Source organism: Pseudomonas versuta (assembly GCF_001294575.1).
Lineage (GTDB): Bacteria > Pseudomonadota > Gammaproteobacteria > Pseudomonadales > Pseudomonadaceae > Aquipseudomonas > Aquipseudomonas versuta.
On sequence record NZ_CP012676.1, the window covers coordinates 4,343,624 to 4,370,439 of the forward strand.

At 57.4% G+C, this 26,816-nt stretch carries 27 protein-coding genes and 1 other RNA gene; 15 read left to right on the forward strand and 13 right to left on the reverse strand.

The window, feature by feature from the left end; all coding sequences use genetic code 11:
* Positions 1-38: 38 nt before the first annotated feature.
* Genes ubiH through AOC04_RS19420 form a run of 3 tightly spaced genes read right to left on the reverse strand, consistent with a single transcriptional unit; the run spans position 39 to position 3,144 of the window.
* Entirely contained in the window at positions 39-1,226 is a 1,188-nt protein-coding gene (ubiH, locus tag AOC04_RS19410; protein ID WP_060696217.1) for a 2-octaprenyl-6-methoxyphenyl hydroxylase, read from the reverse strand.
* Entirely contained in the window at positions 1,223-2,557 is a 1,335-nt protein-coding gene (gene pepP / locus AOC04_RS19415; RefSeq protein WP_060696218.1) for a Xaa-Pro aminopeptidase, read from the reverse strand. The genes ubiH and pepP overlap by 4 nt, the downstream gene beginning before the upstream one ends.
* Positions 2,558-2,586: 29 nt before the next feature.
* On the reverse strand, positions 2,587-3,144 hold the full coding sequence (locus AOC04_RS19420) for a YecA/YgfB family protein (RefSeq protein WP_060696219.1): 558 nt from the start codon (positions 3,142-3,144) through the stop codon (positions 2,587-2,589).
* A gap of 134 nt (positions 3,145-3,278) precedes the next feature.
* Between AOC04_RS19420 and AOC04_RS19425 the strand changes: the two genes are divergently transcribed.
* The 4 genes from AOC04_RS19425 to AOC04_RS19440 all read left to right on the forward strand — a co-directional run bounded on the left by AOC04_RS19425 (position 3,279) and on the right by AOC04_RS19440 (position 4,694).
* Positions 3,279-3,488: a TIGR02449 family protein gene (locus tag AOC04_RS19425; RefSeq protein WP_060696220.1), complete on the forward strand. Its 210-nt coding sequence runs from the start codon at positions 3,279-3,281 to the stop codon at positions 3,486-3,488.
* Complete coding sequence (locus AOC04_RS19430; protein ID WP_060696221.1) at positions 3,485-3,802, forward strand: cell division protein ZapA; 318 nt, start codon at positions 3,485-3,487, stop codon at positions 3,800-3,802. The genes AOC04_RS19425 and AOC04_RS19430 overlap by 4 nt, the downstream gene beginning before the upstream one ends.
* 31 nt (positions 3,803-3,833) lie before the next feature.
* A non-coding RNA gene (gene ssrS / locus AOC04_RS19435) (6S RNA) lies at positions 3,834-4,011 on the forward strand.
* Positions 4,012-4,094: 83 nt separating this feature from the next.
* Positions 4,095-4,694, forward strand: coding sequence for a 5-formyltetrahydrofolate cyclo-ligase (locus AOC04_RS19440; protein ID WP_060696998.1), 600 nt, complete (start codon positions 4,095-4,097; stop codon positions 4,692-4,694).
* A 40-nt stretch (positions 4,695-4,734) separates the two neighbouring features.
* Here AOC04_RS19440 and AOC04_RS23995 read toward each other — a convergent pair whose 3' ends face one another.
* Positions 4,735-4,884, reverse strand: a complete 150-nt coding sequence (locus AOC04_RS23995) for a hypothetical protein (RefSeq protein WP_125863057.1) — start codon at positions 4,882-4,884, stop codon at positions 4,735-4,737.
* Between the two features lie 196 nt (positions 4,885-5,080).
* Here AOC04_RS23995 and AOC04_RS19445 point away from each other — a divergent pair, with 196 nt between their 5' ends.
* The 4 genes from AOC04_RS19445 (at position 5,081) to AOC04_RS19460 (ending at position 10,524) form a co-directional block, all read left to right on the forward strand.
* Positions 5,081-5,530, forward strand: coding sequence for an EVE domain-containing protein (locus AOC04_RS19445; protein WP_060696222.1), 450 nt, complete (start codon positions 5,081-5,083; stop codon positions 5,528-5,530).
* Between the two features lie 181 nt (positions 5,531-5,711).
* A complete protein-coding gene (locus tag AOC04_RS19450; RefSeq protein WP_060696223.1) occupies positions 5,712-6,677 on the forward strand; it encodes an HlyD family secretion protein in 966 nt (321 codons plus the stop codon).
* Positions 6,674-9,406: a ribosome-associated ATPase/putative transporter RbbA gene (gene rbbA / locus AOC04_RS19455; RefSeq protein WP_060696224.1), complete on the forward strand. Its 2,733-nt coding sequence runs from the start codon at positions 6,674-6,676 to the stop codon at positions 9,404-9,406. The genes AOC04_RS19450 and rbbA overlap by 4 nt, the downstream gene beginning before the upstream one ends.
* Entirely contained in the window at positions 9,406-10,524 is a 1,119-nt protein-coding gene (locus tag AOC04_RS19460; RefSeq protein WP_060696225.1) for an ABC transporter permease, read from the forward strand. The genes rbbA and AOC04_RS19460 overlap by 1 nt, the downstream gene beginning before the upstream one ends.
* 58 nt (positions 10,525-10,582) lie before the next feature.
* Here AOC04_RS19460 and AOC04_RS19465 read toward each other — a convergent pair whose 3' ends face one another.
* Positions 10,583-10,987 (reverse strand): flagellar basal body-associated protein FliL, encoded by a 405-nt coding sequence (locus AOC04_RS19465; protein WP_060696226.1) that lies wholly within the window; start codon positions 10,985-10,987, stop codon positions 10,583-10,585.
* Positions 10,988-11,352: 365 nt separating this feature from the next.
* Here AOC04_RS19465 and glpT point away from each other — a divergent pair, with 365 nt between their 5' ends.
* Positions 11,353-12,702: a glycerol-3-phosphate transporter gene (gene glpT / locus AOC04_RS19470; RefSeq protein ID WP_060696227.1), complete on the forward strand. Its 1,350-nt coding sequence runs from the start codon at positions 11,353-11,355 to the stop codon at positions 12,700-12,702.
* Positions 12,703-12,712: 10 nt separating this feature from the next.
* Here the strand turns inward: glpT and AOC04_RS19475 are convergent, their stop codons facing one another.
* Positions 12,713-13,360, reverse strand: coding sequence for a gamma-glutamylcyclotransferase (locus AOC04_RS19475; protein WP_060696228.1), 648 nt, complete (start codon positions 13,358-13,360; stop codon positions 12,713-12,715).
* Positions 13,361-13,608: 248 nt separating this feature from the next.
* Here AOC04_RS19475 and AOC04_RS19480 point away from each other — a divergent pair, with 248 nt between their 5' ends.
* On the forward strand, positions 13,609-14,058 hold the full coding sequence (locus AOC04_RS19480; RefSeq protein ID WP_060696229.1) for a hypothetical protein: 450 nt from the start codon (positions 13,609-13,611) through the stop codon (positions 14,056-14,058).
* A gap of 98 nt (positions 14,059-14,156) precedes the next feature.
* Here AOC04_RS19480 and AOC04_RS19485 read toward each other — a convergent pair whose 3' ends face one another.
* From AOC04_RS19485 to trxA, 7 genes are all read right to left on the reverse strand, one after another.
* On the reverse strand, positions 14,157-14,993 hold the full coding sequence (locus AOC04_RS19485) for an IS3 family transposase (RefSeq protein WP_060691150.1): 837 nt from the start codon (positions 14,991-14,993) through the stop codon (positions 14,157-14,159).
* Positions 14,990-15,295 (reverse strand): IS3 family transposase, encoded by a 306-nt coding sequence (locus AOC04_RS24275; protein WP_060691151.1) that lies wholly within the window; start codon positions 15,293-15,295, stop codon positions 14,990-14,992. Before AOC04_RS24275 ends, AOC04_RS19485 begins: the two co-directional genes overlap by 4 nt.
* A gap of 94 nt (positions 15,296-15,389) precedes the next feature.
* The gene (locus AOC04_RS19495) at positions 15,390-16,358 is read right to left on the reverse strand and encodes a CDP-6-deoxy-delta-3,4-glucoseen reductase (RefSeq protein ID WP_060696230.1); all 969 of its coding nucleotides are present in this window, start codon (positions 16,356-16,358) and stop codon (positions 15,390-15,392) included.
* Positions 16,358-17,824: a 4-hydroxy-3-polyprenylbenzoate decarboxylase gene (ubiD, locus tag AOC04_RS19500; protein ID WP_060696231.1), complete on the reverse strand. Its 1,467-nt coding sequence runs from the start codon at positions 17,822-17,824 to the stop codon at positions 16,358-16,360. Before ubiD ends, AOC04_RS19495 begins: the two co-directional genes overlap by 1 nt.
* Positions 17,825-17,893: 69 nt before the next feature.
* Complete coding sequence (locus AOC04_RS19505) at positions 17,894-19,903, reverse strand: acyltransferase family protein (RefSeq protein ID WP_060696232.1); 2,010 nt, start codon at positions 19,901-19,903, stop codon at positions 17,894-17,896.
* A gap of 118 nt (positions 19,904-20,021) precedes the next feature.
* A complete protein-coding gene (rho, locus tag AOC04_RS19510) occupies positions 20,022-21,281 on the reverse strand; it encodes a transcription termination factor Rho (protein WP_003438291.1) in 1,260 nt (419 codons plus the stop codon).
* Between the two features lie 233 nt (positions 21,282-21,514).
* Entirely contained in the window at positions 21,515-21,844 is a 330-nt protein-coding gene (gene trxA, locus AOC04_RS19515; RefSeq protein WP_003438289.1) for a thioredoxin TrxA, read from the reverse strand.
* A 361-nt stretch (positions 21,845-22,205) separates the two neighbouring features.
* Here trxA and AOC04_RS19520 point away from each other — a divergent pair, with 361 nt between their 5' ends.
* The 5 genes from AOC04_RS19520 to ppx all read left to right on the forward strand — a co-directional run bounded on the left by AOC04_RS19520 (position 22,206) and on the right by ppx (position 26,759).
* The gene (locus AOC04_RS19520) at positions 22,206-22,991 is read left to right on the forward strand and encodes a transporter substrate-binding domain-containing protein (RefSeq protein ID WP_060696233.1); all 786 of its coding nucleotides are present in this window, start codon (positions 22,206-22,208) and stop codon (positions 22,989-22,991) included.
* A gap of 22 nt (positions 22,992-23,013) precedes the next feature.
* Positions 23,014-23,679, forward strand: a complete 666-nt coding sequence (locus AOC04_RS19525) for an amino acid ABC transporter permease (protein WP_060696234.1) — start codon at positions 23,014-23,016, stop codon at positions 23,677-23,679.
* Positions 23,676-24,326 carry an amino acid ABC transporter permease gene (locus AOC04_RS19530; RefSeq protein WP_171970614.1) on the forward strand — a complete coding sequence of 217 codons (651 nt, stop codon included), beginning with the start codon at positions 23,676-23,678 and terminating at the stop codon, positions 24,324-24,326. The genes AOC04_RS19525 and AOC04_RS19530 overlap by 4 nt, the downstream gene beginning before the upstream one ends.
* On the forward strand, positions 24,313-25,044 hold the full coding sequence (locus AOC04_RS19535; RefSeq protein ID WP_060696236.1) for an amino acid ABC transporter ATP-binding protein: 732 nt from the start codon (positions 24,313-24,315) through the stop codon (positions 25,042-25,044). The genes AOC04_RS19530 and AOC04_RS19535 overlap by 14 nt, the downstream gene beginning before the upstream one ends.
* 212 nt (positions 25,045-25,256) lie before the next feature.
* Entirely contained in the window at positions 25,257-26,759 is a 1,503-nt protein-coding gene (gene ppx / locus AOC04_RS19540) for an exopolyphosphatase (RefSeq protein ID WP_060696237.1), read from the forward strand.
* Positions 26,760-26,816: the final 57 nt, after the last annotated feature.

The window sequence follows — 26,816 nt, forward strand, 5'->3', positions numbered from 1 at the left end:
AAATGGTCCGACCCGGGACATGTGTACCCCGGCCGTCATTAACTGTCTGCGCGGGTGCCCAGCCCCATCGCCTGACGGGCAAACCAGCGTTTGGCCGGCGGTAACAGATCGAGGCCGAGCAGGCCAAGGTTACGCCCCAGCGAGACCAGCGGCTGCTCACTGCCGAACACCCGTGTTACTTGGTCCGAGAAGCCAATCGTCAGTTGTTGATCGAGTTTTTGGCGCTGTTGATAACTCAGCAGCGTGGCAAAATCACCGGGCTTTTTGGCACTCGCCAACAAGGCGTCAGCCAATGCCTGCGCATCACGCAGGGACAGGTTGAAACCCTGACCGGCAATCGGGTGCAGGCTATGGGCCGCGTTGCCCAGAACTGCCAGGTGCGGGCGTACCTGCTCCTCGGCTTCAATCAGCGTCAGCGGATACAAGTGTCGGGCGCCAACCTGCTTGAGGGTGCCCAGCCGGTAGCCGAATACGCCCTGCAACTCGCTGAGAAAGCTTGGCTCATCGAGTGCCGCCAGACGCCGGGCGTCCATCCCCAGCCGGGTCCATACCAGCGCACAGCGGTTATCAGCCAGTGGCAGCAAGGCCATCGGGCCTTCATCGGTGAAACGCTCGAAGGCCATTCCGGCATGGGGCAAGCTGGGGGTGATGTTGGCGATTAGCGCACTTTGATCGTAAGGGCGCTTGCGCACATGAATGCCTAATTGCTCGCGCAACCCCGAACGGCCGCCATCGGCCAGCACTGCCAGGTCGCAATCGAGGGTGGTTTCATCGTTGAGCGTCAAGCGGTAGCCGTCTTCAAGCGGCTGCATATGGATAACTTCAGCCGGGCAACGCCAGCTGATCACGTCCGGGTCCAGACTTTTCCACAGGCTTTGGCCGAGCCAACTGTTTTCGACCACGTAACCGAGGGCCGGCACCCCTTCTTCGCGGGCCGACAAACGGGCAGTCGAAAAACGCCCGCGATCTGACACATGTATGTCCCGTATCGGTTCGGCTCGCTCAGCAATGACTTGCCACAGCCCCATGCGCTCGTAGATCTGCCGCGCGCCATAACTAAGCGCCGAGGAGCGGGCGTCGTAGCTGGGCTGATAACTGTTGCCCGGGGCAAACGGTTCGATCAGTACGATTTTCCAGCCCCGCGCCTTAGCCCCGGCTTGCAACGCCAAAGCAAGGCTGGCGCCGACCAGACCGCCACCGATAATCGCCAAACTGACCCGATTCATGCTGCGCTCATCCGTGCTGCCGCCATCAAGACCTCGATGTCAGCGACGGTTTTCGGCACGTCGCCGGTCAAGACTTCACAGCCGTTTTTGGTGACCACTACGTCGTCCTCGATGCGTACCCCGATACCGCGCCATTTTTTCGCGACATTCAGATTGTTCGGGCTGATATAGATACCGGGCTCAACCGTCAGCGCCATGCCGACTTCCAGCACGCGCCATTCACCGCCGACCTTGTATTCGCCCACGTCATGCACATCGAGCCCCAGCCAGTGGCCAGCACGGTGCATGTAAAACGGTTTGTAAGCTTCGCTGGCAATCAGCTCATCTACGTCGCCCTGCAACAGGCCCAGCTCAACCAGTCCCGCCGTGATCACCTGGACCGTGGCTTCATGGGCCTCGTTCCAGTGTCTGTTGGGTGCAATCCGGGTAAAAGCGGCTTCCTGGGCTGCCAGCACCAGCTCGTAAATGGCTTTTTGTTCAGGCGAAAACTGGCCGCTGACCGGAAACGTACGGCTGATATCACTGGCGTAGCAGTCGATCTCGCACCCGGCATCGATCAATACCAGGTCGCCGTCCTTGAGCAGGGCGTCATTCTCCTGGTAGTGCAGGATGCAGCTGTTATCGCCTGAAGCGACGATCGAGCCATAGGCTGGCATTTTTGCCCCGCTTTTACGAAATTCGTAGTCCAGTTCGGCCTCGAGGCTGTACTCATGCAAACCGGCGCGACTGGCCTGCATGGCGCGCACATGGGCGCGAGCCGAGATTTGCGCCGCGTGGCGCATGACCTTTATTTCTGCCGCCGATTTATACAGGCGCATGTCATGCAGCAGATGATCCAGAGCAACGAATTCGTTGGGCGGCTGAGCGCCGAGGCTCGCCTTGGAGCGGATCGCGTTGATCCATTCCATCAGGTTGCGATCAAAATCGGGGTTGCTGCCCATTGCCGAGTACACCCGGTCACGGCCTTCAATCAGCCCTGGCAGGATGTCGTCGATGTCAGTGATGGGGAACGCGTCGTCAGCGCCGAAGTCGCGGATAGCGCCTTCTTGCCCGGCACGCAAGCCATCCCACAGCTCACGCTCGGCATTGCGCTCGCGGCAAAACAGTACGTATTCACCGTGAGCCCGGCCCGGGATCAGGACAATGACCGCCTGAGGCTCGGGAAAGCCGCTCAGGTACTGGAAATTGCTCTCCTGACGATAAACATGCTCGACATCGCGATTGCGAATTGCCACTGCCGCAGCAGGAAGAATCGCAATGCTGTTGGGCTCCATCTGCGCCATGAGCGCCTTGCGGCGACGTGTGTATTCCGATTTCGGGATATGGATCATGGGCAGACGGGTTCCCTCTTGAAGATCAATCAGTGCAGCGAAGGCTTTGCAGCAGCAGGCTCATCAGCTTTTTTGGTTTCGGCGAACAGGAGCAATGGCGCAACGCGCAGGTATTCCATCACTTGCATGTAGTCGCTTTCACCGTCATCGGACTCGTCAAGGGCATCTTGAACCTGAGAAATGGCGGCCAGATCCTGCAGGACTTCCTTGCCTTCAGTGCTCAAGGCATTGTCACGGTAGTTAAGACCGAAACCGGAGAGGAAACCCTGGCACCACTCACCCAGCGCTATTGCACGCTCGGTCAGAGGCGCTTCATCGGTAGGCAACAGCAGCACGACAGTCATGTCGTCACCGGTCAGTTCACCTTTAACCATCTCTTGCAAACCGATCAGGGCATTGCGTACGTTGTCCTGAATTTCGCCTTCGAGCAGATCGGCCGCGTCAGCCAGCCAGCTGTCGTGGTCGAAGCCGGCGCCAGCAGCACTGCGGCCTAGCAACAGGCCGTGCAGTTCTGCAGGCGAAACATTATGGCCGCTGGTGGTCAGCAGGGTGGCAAAGGCTTGATACGGGGAATTCTGAATAGGCATGGTCAGCTAGGCGCCAAGCGGCGCTATGTCTAGAATGGAGGCCTTGTATCCTAGCATCGGCAGACGTGCCAGACCATCGAGGCGTCAACTCGTTTGACGGTCACCATCCATCAGAAATTACACAGTAGGACACAATGGAAGACACCGACCTGCATGCACTGATGGCCAGACTCGAGTTACTGATCAACCGGGTCGAGCAACTTAACCGTCAAAACGGACTCTTAGTAGCTCAGGAAAAGACTTGGCGCGAGGAACGCGCGCACCTCATTGAAAAAAACGAAATCGCCCGACACAAGGTGGAATCGATGATTTCGCGCCTCAAAGCCCTGGAGCAAGACTCATGAGTACAAGCAGTAGCGTCACCGTGCACATCCTCGATAAAGAATATTCGATCATGTGTCCCCAGGAAGAACGCACCAATCTGGTGAGTGCCGCCCGTTACCTGGATGGCAAGATGCGAGAAATTCGCAGCAGCGGCAAAGTCATTGGCGCCGACCGTATCGCCGTGATGGCCGCCCTGAATATCACTCACGATCTGCTGCACAGGCAGGAAGTTGCCGAAGTTCAGCCCAACGGCTCAACTCGCGAACAGGTACGTGACCTGCTGGAGCGCGTCGATCTGGTGCTCGCCACTGATCCGAACGAACGTCAAAGCTGATTCATAAGGTTTCTTTGGGGTATACTCGCGCCACTCCCTGGAGTATTCGCCAGTTAGCGATGTCCCTGAGCCGATTCGCACTACCCTGGAGCTTGCACGTTGGGCCGGTGTGCATGTCCGCTAGACGGAAAGCCTTAAGGTCTACTGCAACTTCCACCTTGAACTTTCGGGTTCAAGGGCCAAGCCGACAGCGGTACGTCGGGGAGCCTGATTTTTTAGCGCAATGCCGGCCCTGAGCTGGCACTGCCTTTCACGAGCCAACCGTCCGGTGAACTCGATCTTGAACAGCGCCATGACCGAACCTGCGACACGCCCCCAGCTTCGCCGACTGTTGCGCAAAGCCCGCCGCGAACTTTCGCCAGGCGAGCAACGCCAGGCCGCCCGTGGCCTGTACCGGCAACTGGCGCAACACCCGCTGTTTCGCCGCGCCAAACATATCTCGCTGTACCTGCCCACTGACGGTGAAATCGATCCGCGCCTGTTGCTGCGTGAAGCACAACGCCGGGGCAAGATTACTTACCTGCCCGTGCTCAGCGCCTGGCCTCGAACCAAGATGGTGTTTCAGCGCGTTGCGGCCGGCGAAAAACTGATCCCCAATCGCTTCCGGATTCTAGAACCCAGAACCAACCGCGCCCGCCAACGAAAGGTCTGGGCGCTCGATCTGGTGCTTTTGCCGTTGGTCGGGTTTGATAAAACGGGAGGACGATTGGGTATGGGCGGCGGCTTTTACGACCGCAGCCTGGCCTATCTGGCCCGACGCCAAAACTGGCGCAAGCCGACGCTGCTGGGGCTAGCCCATGAGTGCCAAAAAGTAGAGAGCCTGGCGCAAGCCCGTTGGGATGTGCCGCTACAGGGCACGGTCTCGGACAGGCAGTGGTACGTCGCCCACTGAAAACCAAGGCATCTGTATCAAAGAGATGCCTTGCCAGTACTTATCGTTTAAATGGCTGTACTTGTTGTTGCGCCAACTCAATCGGCGCGTCAGTCGAGGCTGACCAGAGGCTTTGCGCATAACCCGTTGTAACCACGCCCAAACCGAACAAAATAACCAAAATCCACAGTAAATCCGGTTTGCGTTTCATCGATTGCCCCCCTTCAGGCAAATCAACACGATGACAGCAACGGTTTTTGTTATAGGCCGTGCAGCAGCGTCAAGCTTAAAATCCCGGCATTCTGAGGCAACACGAACTGACACGCAAACTCTGGCGTCAACCGACTGTCGGTTCACAGCGAAGTTGCCAGACAAAATGACCAAGCCACATTTGAGGAGCAGTGAAAATGGCCTACTGGTTGATGAAATCCGAGCCTGACGAGTTCTCGATCAAGGATTTACAGAAGATTGGCGAAGCGCGCTGGGACGGCGTACGCAACTATCAAGCTCGCAACTTTATACGGGCCATGGCCGCAGGCGACGAGTTCTTCTTTTACCACTCCAGTTGCCCCGAGCCAGGCATTGCCGGTATTGGCCGAATTGTTCAGGCCGCCTATCCCGATCCGACCGCCCTCGACCCCGAAAGCCACTATTTCGACCCCAAAGCCAATGCCGAGAAAAACCCGTGGAGCGCATTGCAGGTGGCCCATGTGCAAACGTTCCCCAAGGTCATCAAGCTCGACTACCTGAAGCAACAAAGCGCACTGGCCGAAATGCCGCTGGTACAAAAAGGCAGCCGCCTTTCAGTCATGCCCGTAACCGCCGAGCAATGGGCAGTAGTGATGGGCTTGCTTTAGTGGGCGCTGGCTTGCCAGTGACAGCAACAGCGAGACTAATCACGGCTCCTGCATCGAATCCACCCCTGCTCAGGCAACATCCTGTTTTAGCGTCTAGGCTCTCAACTTCCTTTGACTGGCATCAAGCCTTCCTGGCCTTGAAACATTCAAACTAGAGCGCTCTGTGACACAGGATGTCGGCATGTCTAAGAATCATCGTATTTCCCATTATTTCGTTATTCCTTTGGCGATATTGCTGATCGCTGCAGGCGGATTCGGTTACTGGAAATCCCAGCACGACCGGCTCCCTGAAGGTATCAGCATGGGTAACGGTCGACTCGAATCCACAGAAGTGCAGATCGCCGCCAAAATTCCGGGCCGCCTGGCCGAGGTCTTGGTCGACGAAGGTGATCATGTGACCAAAGGCCAATTGCTGGCCCGCATGGACACTCGAACCCTTGAAGCCACTCGCGCGCAGGCAGAAGCCGAAGTGCAGCGCGCCCGTGAGGCCCTGGCTGCCAACGAAGCCAACGTGCAATTGCGCCAAAGCGAAAAGCTGCTGGCCAGCCAGGAACTCAAACGTTTTCGCCAACTGTCCGAACGCGGTTTTGCCAGCGCCCAGTTGCTCGATCAGCAACAGGCAAAATTCAATACCAGCAACTCGGCCGTAGTCGCCGCACAGGCGCAAGTCGCCGCAGCCAAAGCGGCCATCGTTTCCAGCCAGGCGCAAGTCGCGCAACTCACCAGCGAAATAGAAGACAGCAGCCTGCGTGCACCCATCAATGGCGTGATCCAGTTGCGCCTGGCCGAGCCCGGCGAAGTGCTGGGCTCAGGTGGGCGGGTCTTTATGATGATCGACCCGAGCGATCAGTACATGAACCTGTACTTGCCCGCCTCAGTGGTCGGCAAGCTGGCGGTTGGCGCTGATGCCCGCGTAGTACTCGATGCCCTGCCCGATCAGCCATTGCCGGCAAAAATCTCCTTCGTCGCCGCCAAGTCCCAGTTCACCCCTAAAGAAGTCGAAACCCGTGACGAGCGGCAAAAACTGGTATTCCGCGTCAAGCTGCGCCTGACCGATCCCGCCGCCGTGCCTCAAGCAAAACCGGGCATGCCGGGAGCCGGTTATGTACGGACCAGCGACGTGGACTGGCCGGCTAACCTGCAATGAGCGATCTGGCGATCAATGCCAGTGGCATCAGCCACAGATACGGCAAACAACAAGCGCTGCTCGACATTGCCTTCAGCCTGCCAAAGGGCACGCGCTGCGGGCTGATTGGCCCGGACGGTGCGGGCAAATCGAGCTTGCTGGGCCTGATTGCCGGGGTCAAAAAACTTCAGCAAGGCTCACTTGAGGTGCTCGGCGGCCCGATCGACGACCGCCGCCATCGCAACACTCTTTATCCGTTGATTGCCTTTATGCCCCAAGGCCTGGGCGGCAATCTTTACCCCGAATTGTCCATCAGCGAAAACATCCGTTTTTTTGGCACTCTGTTTGGACTGTCCAGTGATGATTGCGAGCAACGTATGGCGCAGTTACTCAAGGCCACCGATCTGGAGCGCTTTGCCGAACGGCCCGCAGGTAAACTTTCGGGCGGGATGAAACAAAAGCTGGGGCTCTGTTGCGCCCTGATCCACGAGCCCGACTTGCTGATCCTTGACGAACCCACCACCGGGGTCGACCCGCTGTCACGGCGGCGTTTCTGGGAGCTGGTGGATGACGTACGCAGTCAACGCCCACAACTCACATTGCTGGTCGCTACGGCCTACATGGAAGAGGCAGAGCAGTTTGAACATTGCCTGATGCTGGATCGGGGCAAATTGATCGCCGCCGGATTGAGCCGGGAACTGGCCGCCGTCACCACCACCGGCAAGCTGGATGAAGCCTTTACCCACTATCAGGGCGACAGCGGTCACAACAACGCACCGCTGGTGATTCCGCCACGCACCAGTGACAACAGCGACATCGCCATTGAAGCCCACGACCTGACCCTCAAATTCGGCGACTTCACGGCGGTCAACAAGGTCAGCTTTGCCATTGGCCGAGGCGAGATTTTCGGCTTTCTGGGCTCAAACGGCTGCGGCAAAACCACCACCATGAAAGTGCTGACCGGGCTGATGCCAGCCACCGAAGGCAGTGCCAAACTGCTGGGTAATCCGGTCAACGCCAAAGACCTGGCCACCCGCAAGCGCGTAGGGTTCATGTCGCAAAGCTTCTCGCTGTATGGCGAGTTGAGCGTACGACAAAACCTGGTATTGCATGCCCAACTGTTCGACTTGCCCAAGGATCAAAGCCAGGCCCGGATCGAGGAACTGATCCAGCGTTTCGATCTGGCAGAGGTTGCCGACCAGCAATCCGGCGAACTGCCTCTGGGCCTGCGTCAGCGTTTGTCTCTGGCAGTGGCGGTCCTGCATCGCCCCGAAGTGCTGATCCTCGATGAGCCCACCTCAGGCGTCGACCCGGCTGCGCGTGATGACTTCTGGCGCCTGCTGATCGAACTGTCGCGCGAGCAGGGGGTGACGATCTTTCTGTCCACCCACTTTATGAACGAGGCGCAACGCTGCGACCGCATCTCGCTGATGCACGCGGGCAAGGTTCTGGCCTGCGACACGCCGGATGCGCTGCAAAAACAATTTCGCGGCGACACCCTGGAAGCGGCATTTGTCACCTGCCTGGAAGAAGCGCAAAACGATCCGGCCGCCAACGCCCCAGCCGATGCACAACCCGCACCGGTGGCTGCCGTGAATGCGCCACCGCCACCAAGCAAAACCGGCTTCAGCCTGTCCCGGCTGATTGCCGTCGCCAGCCGCGAATCAAAAGAGTTATTGCGCGACAAGGTGCGCATGGCGTTCGCTTTGCTGGGTGCAGTATTCATGATGGTCATTTTTGGCTACGGCATTTCGCTGGACGTGGAAAACCTCGCCTTCGCCGTGTACGACCAGGATCAAAGCCCGCAGAGCCGCGCCTACCTTGAAGCCTTTCGCAGCTCACGCTATTTCGAAGAACACGCGCCCATCCAGAGCGCTGACGAATTGCATAAACGCCTGCAGCGTTCCGAAATCAAAATTGCCCTGGAAATCCCCCCGGGCTTCGGCCGTGACCTTTACGCCGGACGTCAGCCCACCGTTGCCGCGTGGCTCGACGGCGGCATGCCGTTCCGGGCCGAAACCAGTCGCAATTACGTTGACGCGGTGCATTCAGCCAACATTGAGCAACTGGCCGCACTGAGCAGCCTGGCGCAAAACAAGCAGGGGGCTGCCAAGCTGGAAACCCGGTTTCGCTACAACCAGGACGTGATCAGTGTGAATGCCATCGGCCCCGGCGTGATGGCGCTGATTCTCGCGTTTATTCCGGCAATGCTCACCGCACTGGGTATCGTGCGGGAAAAAGAACTGGGCTCGATCACCAACTTTTACGCCACGCCGCTGACCCGGCTGGAATTTCTGCTGGGCAAACAGGCTCCGTACCTGGCCGTAAGCCTGGTCAACCTGGCGTTGCTGGTGGCGATGAACCGCTGGCTGTTCGGCGTACCGTTTAAAGGCAGCGGCCTTACGCTGGCATTGGGCGGGCTTTTGTATGTACTGGCCACCACCAGCATGGGGCTGCTGATTTCCGCATTCACCCGCACCCAGATTGCCGCGATCCTGGGCACCATGATCATCACCAGCCTGCCGACCATTCAGTTCTCGGGGCTGATCGTGCCGCGCTCCTCGCTTGACGGTTCCGCGGCGCTGATGGGCATGCTGTTCCCGGCCGGGCACTTTCTCGATATCGCCGTGGGCACCTTCACCAAAGCACTGGACCTGCGCCAACTGTGGCCGCAATGCCTGGCACTGCTGGGGTTCTTTGTCGCGTTCACCGGGCTGAGTTTGATCATGCTCAAGAAGCAGGAGGTTTGATGCACAAGCTCTCGCACATCCTGCGCCTGGGTCTTAAAGAACTCACCAGCCTGCGGCACGACAGTGTCTTGCTGCTGTTTTTGCTCTATGCCTTTAGCGTGGCGATTTATATGCCGGCAGCGGGTTCGATCATCGGCGTGCATAACGCCAGCGTGGCCATCGTCGATGAAGACCACAGCCAGTTATCGCGCAAACTGGGCGAGTCGCTGTTACCGCCAGAATTCCAGGCGCCGCAAGACTTGCCTTACGACCAGCTGGACCAGTCGATGGACAGCGGCCGCTACACCTTTGTGATCAACATTCCGGCCAACTTTCAGGCCGACTTGCTGGCCGGACGCGAACCGGGCGTGCAGGTCAACGTTGATGCCACGGCCATGAGCCAGGCATTTATGGGCGCGGGGTATATCGGCCGGATCTTCCAGCGCGAACTGCTCAACTACACCGGACAGGCCGCGGCCGCGGCGAATACGCCGGCGCTGCTCAGCAGCCGCGCGTTGTTCAACCCCAACCTGGAGGGCGGCTGGTTCCTGGCCGTGATCCAGATCGTCAATAACATCACCATTCTGGCGATTGTCCTGACCGGCACTGCGCTGTTGCGCGAGCGTGAACACGGCACCCTCGACCACTTGCTGGTCCTGCCCCTGACCGCGCTGGAAATCATGCTCGCAAAAATCTGGAGCAACATGCTGGTGGTGGTGCTGTGCACCTGGGTATCGCTGGAAGTGGTGGTGAAATGGGCCCTGGGTGTACCGCTGGCGGGCTCGTTGATCCTGTTTTTATTCGTGACGGCACTTTACCTGTTTGCCAGTACCGCACTGGGCATCTTCCTCGCGACACTGGCCCGCTCAACGCCGCAGTTCGGCTTGCTGGCGATCCCGGTGATTATCCCGATGCTCCTGCTGTCGGGCGGCAGCACCCCGCTGGACAGCATGCCCGAGTGGCTGCAATGGGTGATGCAGTGCTCGCCATCGACTCACTTCGTGAGCCTCAGTGCCGCGATATTGTTCCGTGATGCCGGCGTCGAGGTGGTGTGGCCGGACTTGCTGGCACTGACCGCCATTGGCCTGGTGTTCTTCGCCATTGCGCTGGCACGGTTCCGCAAGAGCCTGGCGTCATAGTTTTACCACACGCCATGCGCAAGCCCGCGGCACCGGGCTTGCAGTCATCATTGCAGGCTTACTGAACAATCAAATTATTGAACAGCAAATCATCGATCATCGGCTTGCCGGTCTCGTCGGTCATCACCTGCCGGATTTGCTTCAAGGCCTCCTGGCGCAGCTTCTCCTTGGCTTCAACGCTGCCCAGACTTTCGCTGGTCTGCTGGGTAAACAAACCCACCAACTGATTACGAATCAACGGGTCATTGGCTTTCACCGCCTTGGCCGCCTCGGCTCCAGACACGCGCAACGAAATGTCCGCCTTGTAGACCTTGAGTTTCGAACTGCCATCGAGCCCGTAGTTACCCACAAACGGCGGGCTCAACGTGATGTAACTGACCTTGGCAGCGCCCTCTTCCGCTTCTTCTGCAACCGCCACCATCGGCAAGGACAGGGCCACCATCAATACGATCCACGCTTTCACAATTCGCTCCTTTGTACGGGTTGGGGCAAACAGTCAGGGCTGCTTACACATCTATTTCTGGTTATCGGCCATTAACTGCAAAGCCGTAGGGCTCCGATCCTGTTGTGTGACAGCTCTGATTAAACGGAAAGACCCTGCCCCTTAAATCTTTGTGCACAGCCTGTTTCTCCATGCCTGTGGATAGTTTTGCCCGGTTTTGACGGCCATAGGGGTTGTGGATGGTTTTGTCCCAGAGCGAAAGGTTCACAAAGGAAAACGCCCTGTGGGATTTTTCCTGGGACAGCCCATGGTAATGCCTGTCATTTTCAGTAACGAAAATGTAACGTTCGAGCTCGCTTATATAACAAGAAATTTGGAGCTCTTGAATGTTTGCTTTTTTCCGACCTGCCGCACACCAGGCTCCCCTGCCTGAAGAAAAAATAGACAGTACTTATCGACGTCTGCGCTGGCAGATTTTCGCAGGTATTTTCTTTGGCTACGCGGGCTATTACCTGCTGCGTAAAAACTTCTCACTGGCCATGCCGTACTTGATTGACGAGGGTTACACCCGGGGTCAACTGGGCCTGGCCATGTCCGCAATTGCCATCGCTTATGGTTTGTCCAAGTTCCTCATGGGGCTGGTATCCGACCGCTCCAACCCGCGCTTTTTCCTGCCCTTCGGCTTGCTGATTTCAGCGGGCGTAATGTTCATTTTCGGTTTCGCACCCTGGGCCACCTCCAGCGTCACCATGATGTTCATTTTGCTGTTTATCAACGGCTGGGCGCAGGGCATGGGCTGGCCGCCAAGTGGTCGGACCATGGTTCACTGGTGGTCGCAGAAAGAGCGCGGCGGCGTAGTGTCAGTCTGGAACGTGGCACACAACGTCGGCGGCGGCTTGATCGGGCCGCTGTTTTTGCTGGGCATGGCCTGGTTCAACGATTGGCACGCGGCATTCTATGTACCGGCTACCGTTGCCCTGCTGGTCGCGCTGTTTGCCTTTGTCACCATGCGCGACACCCCGCAGTCGGTAGGTTTGCCACCGATCGAGCAGTACAAGAATGATTACCCGGCCGGTTACGACTCCAGCCACGAAGACGAATTCAGCGCCAAAGAAATCTTCGTCAAATACGTGCTGCGCAACAAAATGCTCTGGTATATCGCCCTGGCCAACGTGTTCGTTTATCTGCTGCGCTACGGCGTACTGGACTGGGCCCCGACTTATCTCAAGGAAGCCAAGCACTTCACGGTGGACACCACTTCGTGGGCGTACTTCTTTTATGAGTGGGCAGGTATCCCGGGCACGCTGCTGTGCGGCTGGATGTCAGACAAGATCTTCCGCGGCAATCGCGGCCTGACCGGGATCGTGTTCATGTCGCTGGTAACGGTCGCCACATTGGTTTACTGGCTCAACCCGCCGGGCAACCCGACCATCGACATGATCGCGCTGTTCTCCATCGGCTTCCTGATTTACGGGCCTGTGATGCTGATCGGCTTGCAAGCCCTGGAACTCGCGCCGAAGAAAGCGGCCGGCACCGCCGCTGGCTTTACCGGGTTGTTCGGTTACCTCGGCGGCTCGGTCGCAGCCAGTGCAGCCATGGGCTATCTGGTAGACCACTTCGGTTGGGATGGCGGCTTTGTGCTGCTGATCAGCGCCTGCCTACTGGCAATTGCGTTCATGGTCCCGACGCTGTGGCATAAAAATGTAGCCAGTGCAGAGCGTGCGGTTAAGGCCTAAGGCCTAAGGCCTAAGGCTTGAACGACATGCAGCGCCTGAGCCGTGCCTCCAGATTCAGATCTGGCATGGCGTGACTACGCAGGGCGCTTACGGTCTGCTCGACATAATCGCGAGTAGTACCGTAGCGCCCGTTAGCGTTGGCCAGTACCTGGCTGAGTACACCGTCTGACAGATTGCCCGCATAGCTGGGCAGGTGTCGCTCCAGCACAAACCCCAATGCCTGCACCTGACTGCCATCTTCCAGCCGGCAGGTGAGCCAGTGCGGCCGATAAGACGGCACCGGCATTTCACGCAGCCACAGGGCGTAGAGCGAAGCGTCGAGGTTGTCTTCAGGCAGGCGATAAGCAAAGCCACTGCACGAGCCGCCCCGGTCCAGACCAAAGACCAGCCCCGGCCATTGCGGCGTGCCGCGATGTTCGTGGGACCACAGATACAGCCCGCGATGATAGCCATGCACCCGCCCGCGCTTGCGCTCGACCGCCGAACACTCGGGGCGCCAGATCAGTGAGCCATAGGCGAATAACCAGACGGGGCCGCCTTGATGGCAGGCCATGGTGGCTTGCAAGGATTGCTGAAGTTGTTCTGGGGTCAACGCCGCCCCAAAATCGAGTCGCGGAGGGTAATCCGGGGTTAAACACACAGATTCAATAACAGTCATAACTAAGGCTTTTGGGTCCTGCTCGCATTACATGATGTAAACGAAAGTAACGACCTGAATGGTATAGCACTAAAAAGGAAATGACTTGCAGGTCCAGACCTATGGCAACCTGCAGAGACCGGCCGCACTAATTGCACATGTGTAAGGCGCAGGTTCAGGTAACTCGCACGCCATATCTCTATAGTGTTGCGCCCAAACATAACGACAGAGGCCATAACATGAAGAAATCAGGAATCTGTTGCCTGTTTATGTTGGCTTACACCAGCTTTGCGCTGGCCCAGGATGACACTCAACAAAAAGACAAAGACTTTTGGTACGTGCAAACCAGTGTCTTCACGAAACATTTCTCGCCAGACCCTGATCACAATAACAATCAGGATTTGATTGGCCTTGAATATAACGATGCATCCGGTTGGCTTGCGGGCGGAGCAACTTTTCGTAATTCATTTAGCCAGCGCTCTTATTACGCCTATGCCGGCAAACGCTTTGACAGTGAAAACTATCCGGTCTATTTGAAGCTGACCGGTGGCTTGCTGGAAGGCTATCACGGGCAATATCAAGACAAGATCCCGCTCAATCGCTTTGGCGTTGCCCCGGTGATTATCCCTTCGGTCGGGGCTTATTACGGACCCGTGGCAGCCGAGTTGGTATTGCTCGGTTTCAATGCCGCCATGATCACCGCCGGACTGCGGATCTAAGGCATACAAACCTATAGGAGCGAGCTTGCTCGCGAGCTCTTCAACGGCTCGCGAGCAAGCTGAACTGGTCAAGCAATCCCGGACACCGTTTACGGTGCTTATGCCGCTTTTTGCTCCATAGCTATTGGCGACAGGTAGTTGTTGTAGCTGTGGAGCCTGGTGCGGTTGTAGTACATGAAGAAACGCACCATGTCCGTTTTTGCCTCCTCGATTAGGCTGTAGCCGTTGCGAGGTACCCACTCTGATTTCAGTGTGCCGAAAAAACGCTCTGTTGGAGCATTGTCCCAGCACTGTCCACGATGACTCATGCTTTGCAAAATGCCGTGGAGCACCAGTTCCTCTTGAAACTTGCGGCTGGTGTACTGACATCCCTGGTCTGAGTGAAACATCAGCCCAGGCAGACACGTTCGTACTGCTGTCGCCATGCGTAGCGCTTTGCTGACCAGGTTGGCGTCATTGACCAGAGAAAAAGCCCAACCAATGACCCTGCGAGCATACAAATCGATCACGATGGCCAAATGAATCCAGCGTTTGCCTACCATCAGACTGGTCACGTCGCCACACCAAACCTGATCGATTGCAGTCGGTTTGAAATTGCGTTTTAGCCGATTGGGCGCGACAAATGCTTCCACCCCTTTGGATCTGAAAGGGTGAGGCTGACGCTGTTTGCTGACAATATTGGCCTCCCTCATCAGCGCTCGGACAAGGCTTCTTCCAGCAGTTATTTTCTGAGACTTCAGGCCCTTGCTGATCATTCTGGAGCCCATGGCTTCGCGGCTTTGGCTGTGCAACTCAACCACTTTCGATTTGAGTTCTTCACGCCTGATCCGCGGCTTGGCTCGCCGTTGAATCCACTCATAAAAGCTGCTGCGCTTCACACCAAAAACACGACATACCACAGCCGTCGGAAATGACTCTCTTAGCTCTGCGATCATCGAAAACGATCGGGATCCGACATCAAGAGAGCGGTAGCCTTTTTTAGGATCTCGGCCTCCATCTCCATGCGCTTGATCTTGGCTTTCAGTTCCTGGATCTGGCGCTGATCTTCGGTGATGGCCTTGGTGCCTTTAACCGGTTGACCCTCGCGCTCCTTGCGAACCTGATCAACCCAGCGCCGTAAAGCGGTGGGTCCAATATCCAGTGATGCACAAACGTCCGGCACCGGACAGTTATCGTCGAGTACCATGCTGGCAGCATGCAGCTTGAACTCGCGGGTATAGACCTTTCTATCGTTCATGGAACCTCCAAGTTGGCGAAATCATATCGCCCTTAAGAGGTGTCCGGAATTATTAGGCCAGTTCAAGCTCGCTCCTACAGGGATTTGGGGTCATTCATGGCCGTGGAGCGTAGGCGAAAACATCGGCGCGCATCTGGTGTGGGTCCATCCCGGCATTGACCAGTGCATCGAGGGTTCCATAGATCATCGCCGGGGAACCGCTGGCATAGACATGCACCGCCTTCAGATCGCTGATGTCTTCACACACGGCTTCATGCAACAGACCACAGCGGCCCTCCCAACCACACAGGTCACTCACGACCTTGTGCAGGAACAGGTTGGGGATCTTCTGCCAGGCGTCCCACTCCTCCAGGTTGTAGAAGTCTTCAGGGCGACGCACCCCCCAATACAAGTGCACAGGGTGTTTGAAACCCTTCTCACGACAGTGCTCGATCAGGCTGTGCATTTGCGCCATGCCGGTACCGGCCGCGATCAGGACCAGCGGGCCGTTTGGCAACTCGCACAGGTGCGTGTCGCCAAACGGCAGCTCAAGGCGGACCATCTTGTTGCGCTGCAACTGCTCGATCAGGCTGCGGGCGCTGTCTTCGCGCACCAGCACGTGCAGCTCAAGGTCACGCCCCGAGTGCGGCGCACTGGCCAGTGAAAAAGCCGATTTCTCGCCATTTTCACGTTCCAGCATCACGTATTGTCCTGCGTGATAACGCGGCGGTTTGCCCGCAGGCGCACGCAAACGTACGCGCCAGACATCGCCGCCCATATCCACACAATCAATCAACTGACATGCCAGGCTACGCACCGGTAACTCTCCCAACGCTAGCACCCCGTCCCACAACACCACACAGTCTTCAAGCGGCGATGCCAGGCAGGTATAAAATTCGCCGTGATCGCGCACTTCTCCCGCCTGCTCCACCTGGCCCTCAACCAGCAAGGCCGCACACACATGGCAATTACCATTGCGGCAACTTTGCGGGCAGTCATAGCCCAGGCGTTGCGCCGCATTCAGAATCCGTTCACCAGGCAAAGTTTCCAGCACCGCGCCTGAAGGCTGCAAGGTTACACGCATCAATCTATTCCTAATTGATTCCAGATGTCATCGACCCGGCGTGTGACCGCCTCGTCCTTGACGATGACCCGACCCCACTCGCGGGTCGTTTCACCCGGCCATTTATTGGTTGCATCCAGCCCCATTTTCGAACCAAGACCGGAAACCGGCGAGGCGAAATCGAGGTAATCGATGGGCGTGTTTTCGATCATTACCGTGTCACGCTTGGGGTCCATGCGGGTCGTAATGGCCCAGATCACGTCATTCCAGTCGCGGGCATTGATATCGTCGTCAGTCACGATAACGAACTTGGTGTACATGAACTGGCGCAAAAACGACCACACACCGAGCATTACCCGCTTGGCATGACCCGGGTACTGTTTCTTCATGGTCACAATGGCCATGCGGTACGAGCAACCTTCAGGCGGCAGATAGAAATCGGTGATCTCCGGGAACTGCTTTTGCAGAATCGGCACGAACACTTCGTTCAGTGCCACCCCCAGAATCGCCGGCTCATCCGGTGGCCGGCCCGTGTAAGTGCTGTGGTAGATCGGTTTGATCCGATGGGTGATGCGTTCAACAGTGAACACCGGAAAGCTGTCCACTTCGTTGTAATAACCGGTGTGGTCGCCGTAGGGACCTTCGGGCGCCATCTCGCCAGGGTGGATCACCCCTTCAAGGATGATTTCAGCAGTGGCCGGCACTTGCAGGTCATTGCCACGGCACTTCACCAGTTCGGTGCGATTGCCGCGCAGCAAACCTGCGAACGCGTACTCGGACAGGCTATCAGGCACCGGAGTTACGGCACCGAGGATGGTCGCCGGGTCTGCACCCAGGGCCACCGATACCGGGAACGGCTGACCCGGGTGTTTCTCGCACCAGTCGCGATAATCAAGCGCACCGCCACGATGGCTGAGCCAGCGCATGATGACTTTATTGCGGCCAATGACCTGCTGGCGATAAATACCCAGGTTTTGACGGTCCTTGTTCGGACCTTTGGTCACGGTCAGGCCCCAAGTAATCAGCGGCGCCACGTCGCCCGGCCAGCAGTGCTGAACCGGTAGCATGGCAAGATCGACATCTTCACCTTCAATGACCACTTCCTGACACACCGCGTCTTTGACGACTTTGGGGGCCATGGCAATGATCTTGCGGAAGATGGGGAGCTTGGACCATGCGTCTTTAAGACCTTTGGGCGGCTCAGGCTCTTTGAGGAAAGCCAGCAATTTGCCAATTTCACGCAATTCGCTGACCGACTCGGCCCCCATGCCCATGGCCACACGCTCAGGCGTGCCAAACAGGTTGCCGAGTACCGGGATCGTATGTCCTGTCGGGTTTTCGAATAGCAGCGCCGGGCCCTTGGCTCGCAGCGTGCGGTCGCAGATTTCTGTCATCTCCAGCACAGGAGACACGGGAATCTGGATGCGTTTCAACTCTCCGCGCTGCTCTAACTGCTGCACGAAATCCCGAAGATCCTTGAATTTCATTGACGTTGGCACCCTCAAAATAGGCGTACATCCTACCTGCTAAGACGTGAGCTGGCAGCTTATCGCTGCTCAGCGGGCGGTATTCACCTCACTCACGCCGGTCAACGCTTGAGCCGACGCCTCTTCGAACACCGGCGCCAACACTGGCAGCATTAACCGGGCCCCCGCCTCTGACAGATGATTGTCGTCGGTGTACAACGAATGACCATCGCGCTGTGCACGACACAGACCTGAGGCGTCGCAAAGCGCCGGGGTCGGATCCAGTACCGTAATACCTGCATCCGTTGCTGCAATTTGCGCGAACAAACGGTTAATGAATGCTTTTTGCTTAAGGTGTTCGGCCAAGGGAAAACCAACGTCGGCGGTCGGCTTGTGCAGCATGGCCAGGCGGCTTAGCCGGTAAGGCGGGTTGAACGGCTGCAACGGCGCCTCTTTCATGAGCCAGACTCGATACCCGGCCTTGCGCAGCTGCTCTACCCGTGCCCGCACCCCGTCAGCCAGCTTCTGTTCGGCGACTGCAGGGTCATAGCGGCCGTCGGCATCCTTCAGCGCATGGCCGTGATCACCCTTGGCATCGCCATACAGATACAGACTCCAGCGGGCCACAAGCATCACATCCGTCACCGGTTCCTTCTGCAGGGCCTGTTCCACACGGCGGTTGTAAGCGGCACAACGCTCGCCGTGTTCCAGCCCCTCAAGGGGTAAACACCCCGCAGAACTGGCCAGCATCACATTAACCCCGTGCTCCCGGGCGTTTGCCTCCAGCGCCGGGATTAATGCCGTGCCATGACTGTCACCCCAGACCAGCAACTGCGCGGGCTCGACAGCGGAAGCAGTTTTGCCGTAACGACAAAAAGGCTTGTCAGCGGGGCCTTTGTCGTCAGTGATACAGGCCATCAACTCAGGACGCCAATGGCTGGCATTGGCGTACTGCAATGCATGTTCAGGCAACCTCGACGGCAAACCATCGGTCCAGCGCAGCGCTTGGCCGGCCAACCCCAGGACCAGGATGCCCAGCCCCGCGGCGACCAGGATCTGACGACGCCCCGCCAGCAATCGACGCTCACGGAACGGTGTTTCGATGTAGCGCCACGACAAATAGCCCAGGACGAGTGTCAGCGCAATCAATGCACCGGTGAGGCCGGGACCGAACTCTTCCACGCTGGCATAGCTGGCAAAAACAAAGACCGGCCAATGCCACAGGTACCAGGAGTACGAGATCAAACCGAGCCCCACCATCAAGCGTGAGCTCAAAATATGCCCCACCCAAGTGGTGTGATGCTCATTGGCCCAAATCAGGGCAACAACACCCAGTACCGGTAACAGTGCAGCTATGCCAGGGAAAGGGGTGCTTTTGTCGTAAGCGAAAACCGCGATCAGAATCAGGCCCAGACCGAGCAGACTTATGCATTGCGCGGCGGATGATGTAAGGCGCGTCTTACTGACCGGTGCGACCGCCAGCATTGCGCCAGCCAGCAGCTCCCAGGCCCGCATAGGCAACAGGAAAAAGGCCTTTTCAGGGTGTTGCGCTACAGCCCACACGCTTAATCCGAACGAGATCAGCAACACGCTAAACAAAGCCAGGCGCCAATGCTTGAAGCGACTGGCCAACAGGGTCAGAACCAGCGGAAAAACAATATAAAACTGTTCTTCAACCGCCAGCGACCAGGTGTGAAGCAGCGGTTTTAAATCGCTGGCCACATCGAAATAGCCGTCCTGTCGCATAAACAGCAGGTTGGAGGCGAACATCACCTGGTATCGGACTGAATGGCCCAGCGCTTCGTAATCCTTGGGCGCCATCAGGAACCAGCCCACCGCGAGAACGGCGACAATCAGAACGAACAGAGCGGGCAGGATACGTCGCGCACGCCGCGCCCAGAACTCGACGAAACTGAAGCGTCCGGCCTCGCGCTGGTGCCAAATGATCGATGTGATCAGATACCCGGAGATTACAAAAAATACGTCAACACCGACGAACCCGCCGGTCAGGCCCGGTACCCCGAAGTGAAACAAAACCACAGCAATGACCGCGACGGCACGCAAGCCATCAATGTCCCGGCGATATACAAGAGAGCTCATCAACGTTTAAATCCGAAAATTATTATTTTCATTGACCGGTACCAACCCGAAACCTTCCTTTTTAAATCAAAAAAAATGACGCCCCGGAGGACGCCATTTTTTAAGACCCTAAAACGTATTATTTACGTTTCATCGACAAGAAGAATTCATCGTTGGTCTTGGTCTGCTTCAGTTTGTCGATCAGGAACTCGATGGCTGCAACTTCGTCCATCGGGTGCAACAGCTTGCGCAGGATCCACATGCGTTGCAACTCGTCATCGGCGGTCAGCAACTCTTCGCGGCGAGTGCCGGAACGGTTGATGTTGATCGCAGGGAAGACGCGTTTTTCAGCAATCTTGCGGTCCAGGGGTAGTTCCATGTTACCGGTACCCTTGAACTCCTCGTAGATCACTTCATCCATCTTCGAGCCGGTTTCAACCAGTGCGGTAGCGATGATGGTCAGCGAGCCGCCTTCTTCGATGTTTCGCGCAGCACCGAAGAAACGCTTTGGCTTCTCAAGGGCGTGAGCATCGACACCACCGGTCAATACCTTGCCGGAGCTTGGAATCACGGTGTTGTAGGCACGAGCCAGACGGGTAATGGAGTCAAGCAGGATCACCACGTCTTTTTTGTGCTCGACCAGGCGCTTGGCCTTCTCGATCACCATTTCAGCAACCTGCACGTGGCGGGTTGGTGGCTCGTCGAAAGTGGAAGCAACCACTTCGCCACGAACGGTACGCTGCATTTCGGTAACTTCTTCCGGACGCTCGTCGATCAACAGAACGATCAAGTGCACTTCTGGGTTGTTACGCGAGATGTTGGACGCGATGTTCTGCAACATGATGGTCTTGCCCGCTTTTGGCGGAGCAACGATCAGGCCGCGCTGACCTTTACCGATCGGGGCGCACAGGTCGATAACACGACCGGTCAGATCTTCGGTGGAACCGTTACCGATTTCCATCTTCATGCGTACAGTCGGGAACAGCGGAGTCAGGTTCTCGAAGAGAATCTTGTTTTTCGCGTTCTCTGGACGATCGTAGTTGATCGTGTCGACTTTCAGCAGTGCGAAGTACCGCTCGCCTTCTTTTGGCGGACGGATTTTACCGACGATGGTGTCGCCAGTGCGCAAGTTGAAGCGTCGAATCTGGCTTGGCGAGACATAAATATCGTCTGGGCCGGCCAGGTAGGAAGCGTCAGCGGAACGGAGGAAGCCGAAGCCGTCCTGGAGAATCTCCAGCACGCCATCACCGGAGATTTCCTCGCCGCTTTTCGCGTGCTTTTTGAGCAGGGAGAAAATCACGTCCTGCTTGCGCGAACGGGCCATATTTTCTATGCCCATCTGTTCGGCCAATTCGAGCAGTTCGGTAATCGGCTTTTGCTTGAGTTCAGTCAGGTTCATATAGGAATGACGTAATCATTTATGGAGGGGGAAATTAAGCTTTTGGCTTAATGAGGCCGCGCCGCAGAGAAGGCGACAGGATCGCGTACTAATTCGATAAGGAGTGCGTCGGCGACGGCTTGCAGGGGGCAGTGGAGAAACCAGTGCGGGGCCGAATGTACCACTTGAGTTTCATAGCGTCTAGTCCCTGAGCCATGAAAAAGCCCCGCATTTTGCGGGGCTTTTATCGACGCTTAAATGTTGGCGTCGAGGAATGCTGCCAGCTGCGACTTCGACAGTGCACCAACCTTGGTGGCTTCGACGTTGCCGTTTTTGAACAACATCAGCGTTGGAATACCACGTACGCCGTGCTTGGCCGGGGTTTCCTGATTCTCATCGATGTTCAGTTTGGCAATAGTCAACTTGCCTTTGTAAGTTTCGGCGATCTCGTCCAGAACTGGCGCGATCATTTTGCAAGGGCCACACCATTCAGCCCAGTAGTCGACCAGTACAGCGCCTTCAGCCTTGAGAACATCGGCCTCAAAGCTAGCGTCGGTGACGTGTTTAATAAGATCGCTGCTCATGGAAGTCTCCGTGGTTGTAAGCAAAAACGTAGCACATCATAGCCGTCATCATCGCGTTCAGGAAGCTGACCCTTGATTGACTCTTACTATAGAGCTGCATGAACAAGGGTATCGCTCAGACCTTTCACCCGGCCCCGTCGACGTAGCATGCCCTATTGCGGTGCACATAACTCACGTCCGACGCACCTATCAGGGTCGTCAAACGCGCGTGATCGCGCGCCAAACCTGCGAAATAGCGGTTGGCATGGCCTGTGCTCTGTCAAATCAGCCAATGAACACTGCACACCCTGTGCAAGCCTGGCAAACCGGCTTCCTCAGATTTATCGCAGCGTTTTACCTCACCTGTTTTCGGAGACTTGCCATGACCCAGCGCTACAGCGCCCTGATCTGCGCCCTGTTCGCCAGCCTGATGCTGAGCCAGATGCCGGCCCATGCCAATGACCTGGATGACGTAAAGGCCCGCGGCACACTCAAAGTGGCGGTGCCCCAGGACTTCCCGCCTTTCGGCTCGGTCGGCCCTGACATGAAGCCCCGCGGGCTGGATATCGACACCGCCAGACTGCTGGCCGACCAGCTTCAGGTCAAACTTGAGCTGACGCCCGTCAACAGCACCAACCGCGTCCCTTATTTGACCACCGGTAAAGTCGACCTGGTGATTTCCAGCCTCGGCAAAAATCCGGACCGCGAGAAAGTCATCGACTTCTCCAACGCCTATGCGCCCTTCTACCTGGGCGTTTTTGGCCCGCCGGACGCTGAAATCAAAACCCTGGACGACCTTAAAGGCAAAACCGTCTGTGTTACCCGCGGCGCGATCGAAGACATTGAGCTGACTAACGTGGCCCCGGCCGGTGTCACCATCAAACGTTTCGAAGACAACAACTCGACCATCGCCGCCTATCTGGCGGGCCAGGTTGACCTGATTGCCAGCGGCAACGTGGTGATGGTCACCATCAGCGAGCGCAACCCCAAACGAATTCCGGCCATGAAGCTCAAACTCAAGGACTCGCCGGTCTACGTGGGCGTCAACAAAGGGCAGCCCGAGTTGCTGGATAAAGTGAATCAGATTCTTGCCGCGGCCAAAGCCGACGGCAGCCTGGAGAAAAACGCACTGCTGTGGCTTAAAGAGCCGCTGCCAGCCGACCTCTGATTGTTTTGCGCCGAGATCAGCCATGGCTTATCAGTTCGATTTTTTACCGGTGCTGCAAAACGGCGACCTGCTGTTGCGCGGCGCCCTTTTCACCCTTGAGCTGACCGCCATCGGTACGCTGTTTGGCGTCAGCCTGGGCATTATTGGTGCGGTGGTGAGGGCATGGAACATCCGCCCCTTCGCAGCGCTATTCGGGCTGTATGTCGAGTTGATCCGCAACACACCGTTTTTGGTGCAGCTGTTCTTTATCTTCTTCGGCCTGCCGGGTCTTGGCCTGCACATCAGCGAATGGCAGGCCTCTGTGCTGGCGATGGTGATCAACCTGGGTGCCTATTCCACCGAGATCATTCGCGCAGGGATTCAGGCCATCCCCAAGGGCCAGCTGGAAGCAGCATCGGCACTGGCGATGAGCCGGTTTGAAGCATTTCGCCATGTGGTCCTGCAACCGGCGCTGGCCAAGGTCTGGCCAGCGCTGAGCAGCCAAATCATCATCGTGATGCTCGGTTCGGCAGTGTGTTCGCAAATTGCCACTGAAGAACTCAGCTTCTTCGCCAACTTCATTCAGTCCCGTAACTTCCGGGCCTTTGAAACGTATGCCCTGACGACCCTGATTTATCTGTGCATGGCTTTGCTGATCCGCCAGTTGCTCAACTGGGTGGGCCGGCGCTACCTGACCAGGAGCCGCTGATGGACTTCACTTTCTGGGACATCGTGCGCAACCTGCTGACGGGTTTGCAGTGGACGGCGGCACTGTCACTTGTAGCGTTTCTTGGCGGCGGCCTGATCGGCTTGCTGGTGCTGCTGATGCGCATCTCCAGAAGTCGCTTCGCCCGCATTCTGGCGCGCGGCTATATAGAGCTGTTTCAAGGCACGCCCTTGTTGATGCAGCTGTTCCTGATTTTCTTCGGCGTCGCTTTGCTGGGCATCGATATTTCACCGTGGATGGCCGCTGCGCTGGCCCTGACACTGTTCACCAGCGCCTATCTGGCCGAAATCTGGCGAGGCTGCGTCGAGTCGATTGCCCACGGTCAGTGGGAAGCCTCGGCCAGCCTGGCACTAAGCCCGCTGGAGCAGTTGCGCTACGTGATCTTGCCGCAGGCCATGCGGGTTGCCATCGCCCCTACCGTGGGCTTTTCGGTACAGGTCATCAAAGGCACCGCCGTGACCTCCATCATCGGTTTCACCGAGCTGACCAAGACCGGCAGCATGCTGGCCAACGCCACTTTCGAGCCCTTCATGGTCTACGGCCTGGTGGCGCTCGGTTACTTCCTCTTGTGCTACCCCTTGTCGCTCAGTGCGCGCTATCTGGAAAGGAGACTGCATGCCTCTGCTTAGAGTTACCGCCCTGCATAAATATTACGGCGACCATCACGTGCTCAAAGGCATCGACCTGACTGTCGAACAAGGCCAGGTTGTGGCGATTATCGGCCGCAGCGGGTCGGGTAAAAGCACCCTGCTAAGAACCCTTAACGGTCTGGAGTCCATCAATGACGGGGTGATTGAGGTCGATGACGAATACCTGGACGCCGCCCGCGCCGACTTGCGCAGCCTGCGCCAGAAGGTCGGCATGGTATTCCAGCAGTTCAATCTGTTCCCGCACCTGAGTGTTGGTGAAAACGTCATGCTGGCCCCACAAGTGGTGCAAAAAATACCCAGGGCCAAAGCCGCGGTGCTGGCGCGCGAGATGCTTGAGCGAGTTGGTCTGGGGGACAAGTTCGATACCTTTCCCGAGCGTTTGTCGGGTGGGCAGCAACAGCGGGTAGCGATTGCCAGAGCGCTGGCCATGTCACCCAAGGTGCTGCTGTGTGACGAGATCACCTCGGCGCTCGACCCTGAGCTGGTTAACGAAGTGCTCAGCGTGGTGCGCCAGCTGGCCCGCGAAGGCATGACCCTGATTATGGTGACCCATGAAATGCGCTTCGCCCGGGAAGTCGGGGACAAGCTTGTGTTTATGCATCAGGGCAAAGTCCACGAGGTGGGCGATCCAAAGACGCTGTTCGCCAACCCGCAAACCCCGGAACTGGCAAATTTTATCGGCACGAACCCTCTGTAGGAGCGAGCTTGCTCGCGAGCCGTTCAAAGCGATTCACAGACCGCGAGCAAGCGCACTCCTACAAAGAGGAATCGCACAACAAAATACGAATTGTCCGAGAGCAGCTAACGTCATTGCTTACGTGCGCCACATCAATGCATCTGACACTACGCGTTGGCGCGAGCGTTTGATCGTGGCACGATGACGACGTTATCGACCGAGATCCTTCAACCATGCCCCAATCCCAAAGCAAGAATCCATCCCTGATCGCCGCTATTGATCTGGGTTCTAACAGCTTTCACATGGTGGTGGCCAAGGCCCAGAACGGCGAAATCCGTATCCTGGAGCGGCTTGGTGAAAAGGTTCAGTTAGCTGCCGGCATCGACGAAGAACGCAAACTCAACGAAGAATCCATGCAGCGCGGGCTTGATTGCCTGAAGCGATTTGCACAACTGATCAACGGCATGCCATTGGGCGCCGTGAGGATCGTGGGCACTAACGCGCTGCGTGAAGCCCGCAACCGCAACGAATTTATCGTGCGTGCAGAAGAGATTCTGGGCCACACCGTTGAGGTCATTTCTGGACGTGAAGAGGCGCGCCTCATCTATCTGGGGGTATCGCACACCCTTGCTGACACTCCGGGCAAACGCCTGGTCGCTGACATCGGCGGCGGCAGTACCGAGTTCATCATCGGCCAGCGCTTTGAACCGTTGCTGCGCGAAAGCCTGCAAATGGGCTGCGTGAGCTACACCCAGCGCTATTTCCGCGACGGCAAAATCACCCCGGCCCGTTACGCCCAGGCCTACACCGCTGCGCGCCTCGAAATCATGAGCATTGAGCACGCGCTGCACCGCCTGAGCTGGGATGAAGCCATTGGCTCTTCCGGCACCATTCGCGCCATAGGCCTGGCGCTCAAGGCCGGCGGACACGGCAACGGTGAAGTCAATGCCGAAGGACTGGCCTGGCTCAAGCGCAAACTGTTCAAACTGGGTGAGGCGGACAAAATCGACTTTGAGGGTATCAAGCCTGACCGTCGTACGATTTTTCCGGCGGGCCTGGCGATTCTGGAAGCCATCTTCGACTCCCTGGAGTTGCAGCGCATGGACCATTGCGACGGTGCACTACGCGAAGGTGTGCTGTATGACCTGCTGGGCCGTCATCACCATGAAGACGTGCGTGAGCGCACCCTCAGCTCGCTGATGGATCGCTATCACGTGGACCGCGAGCAGGCGGCACGGGTTGAGCGCAAAGCATTGCTGGCTTTCGATCAAGTCGCCAAGGCATGGGAACTCAAGAACGGAATCTGGCGTGAACTGTTGAGCTGGGCCGCCAAGGTGCATGAAGTCGGGCTGGACATCGCCCACTACCACTACCACAAACACGGCGCCTATCTGATCGAGCACTCCGACCTTGCCGGTTTCTCGCGCGAAGACCAGCAAATGCTCGCGCTGCTGGTGCGCGGTCATCGCCGTAATATTCCTAAAGACAAATTCGCCGAATTTGGCGCGGACGGCATCAAGCTGATTCGCCTGTGCGTGTTGCTGCGCTTTGCGATTTTGTTCTATCACATCCGCGGTAATCAGGAAGCGTCGCAGGTGAAGCTACGCGCCGAGGGCGACCACCTTGAGGTGATCTTCCCCGCAGGCTGGCTGGAGAAAAACCCGTTGACCCAGGCCGACTTCGAGCAAGAAGCCCAGTGGCTGACCCGGGTCGGGATTGTTTTGACAGTGTCCTGATCAAACAGCAACTCCCGTAGGAGCCAGCTTGCCTGGCGATGACTGCACCGCGGTAAT

What these genes read in the sequence shown, in the direction of transcription:
- AOC04_RS19505 (WP_060696232.1), bottom strand. Translation starts at nt 19,903, where the DNA reads ATGAGCTCTCTTGTATATCGCCGGGACATTGATGGCTTGCGTGCCGTC.
- AOC04_RS19445 (WP_060696222.1), top strand. Translation starts at nt 5,081, where the DNA reads ATGGCCTACTGGTTGATGAAATCCGAGCCTGACGAGTTCTCGATCAAG.
- AOC04_RS19440 (WP_060696998.1), top strand. Translation starts at nt 4,095, where the DNA reads ATGACCGAACCTGCGACACGCCCCCAGCTTCGCCGACTGTTGCGCAAA.
- AOC04_RS19520 (WP_060696233.1), top strand. Translation starts at nt 22,206, where the DNA reads ATGACCCAGCGCTACAGCGCCCTGATCTGCGCCCTGTTCGCCAGCCTG.
- trxA (WP_003438289.1), bottom strand. Translation starts at nt 21,844, where the DNA reads ATGAGCAGCGATCTTATTAAACACGTCACCGACGCTAGCTTTGAGGCC.
- AOC04_RS19460 (WP_060696225.1), top strand. Translation starts at nt 9,406, where the DNA reads ATGCACAAGCTCTCGCACATCCTGCGCCTGGGTCTTAAAGAACTCACC.
- AOC04_RS19535 (WP_060696236.1), top strand. Translation starts at nt 24,313, where the DNA reads ATGCCTCTGCTTAGAGTTACCGCCCTGCATAAATATTACGGCGACCAT.
- AOC04_RS19495 (WP_060696230.1), bottom strand. Translation starts at nt 16,358, where the DNA reads ATGCGTGTAACCTTGCAGCCTTCAGGCGCGGTGCTGGAAACTTTGCCT.
- AOC04_RS19525 (WP_060696234.1), top strand. Translation starts at nt 23,014, where the DNA reads ATGGCTTATCAGTTCGATTTTTTACCGGTGCTGCAAAACGGCGACCTG.
- AOC04_RS19420 (WP_060696219.1), bottom strand. Translation starts at nt 3,144, where the DNA reads ATGCCTATTCAGAATTCCCCGTATCAAGCCTTTGCCACCCTGCTGACC.
- AOC04_RS19450 (WP_060696223.1), top strand. Translation starts at nt 5,712, where the DNA reads ATGTCTAAGAATCATCGTATTTCCCATTATTTCGTTATTCCTTTGGCG.
- ubiD (WP_060696231.1), bottom strand. Translation starts at nt 17,824, where the DNA reads ATGAAATTCAAGGATCTTCGGGATTTCGTGCAGCAGTTAGAGCAGCGC.
- ppx (WP_060696237.1), top strand. Translation starts at nt 25,257, where the DNA reads ATGCCCCAATCCCAAAGCAAGAATCCATCCCTGATCGCCGCTATTGAT.
- AOC04_RS19430 (WP_060696221.1), top strand. Translation starts at nt 3,485, where the DNA reads ATGAGTACAAGCAGTAGCGTCACCGTGCACATCCTCGATAAAGAATAT.
- AOC04_RS24275 (WP_060691151.1), bottom strand. Translation starts at nt 15,295, where the DNA reads ATGAACGATAGAAAGGTCTATACCCGCGAGTTCAAGCTGCATGCTGCC.
- AOC04_RS19480 (WP_060696229.1), top strand. Translation starts at nt 13,609, where the DNA reads ATGTTGGCTTACACCAGCTTTGCGCTGGCCCAGGATGACACTCAACAA.
- AOC04_RS19485 (WP_060691150.1), bottom strand. Translation starts at nt 14,993, where the DNA reads ATGATCGCAGAGCTAAGAGAGTCATTTCCGACGGCTGTGGTATGTCGT.
- ubiH (WP_060696217.1), bottom strand. Translation starts at nt 1,226, where the DNA reads ATGAATCGGGTCAGTTTGGCGATTATCGGTGGCGGTCTGGTCGGCGCC.
- rbbA (WP_060696224.1), top strand. Translation starts at nt 6,674, where the DNA reads ATGAGCGATCTGGCGATCAATGCCAGTGGCATCAGCCACAGATACGGC.
- glpT (WP_060696227.1), top strand. Translation starts at nt 11,353, where the DNA reads ATGTTTGCTTTTTTCCGACCTGCCGCACACCAGGCTCCCCTGCCTGAA.
- AOC04_RS19425 (WP_060696220.1), top strand. Translation starts at nt 3,279, where the DNA reads ATGGAAGACACCGACCTGCATGCACTGATGGCCAGACTCGAGTTACTG.
- pepP (WP_060696218.1), bottom strand. Translation starts at nt 2,557, where the DNA reads ATGATCCATATCCCGAAATCGGAATACACACGTCGCCGCAAGGCGCTC.
- AOC04_RS19475 (WP_060696228.1), bottom strand. Translation starts at nt 13,360, where the DNA reads ATGACTGTTATTGAATCTGTGTGTTTAACCCCGGATTACCCTCCGCGA.
- rho (WP_003438291.1), bottom strand. Translation starts at nt 21,281, where the DNA reads ATGAACCTGACTGAACTCAAGCAAAAGCCGATTACCGAACTGCTCGAA.
- AOC04_RS23995 (WP_125863057.1), bottom strand. Translation starts at nt 4,884, where the DNA reads ATGAAACGCAAACCGGATTTACTGTGGATTTTGGTTATTTTGTTCGGT.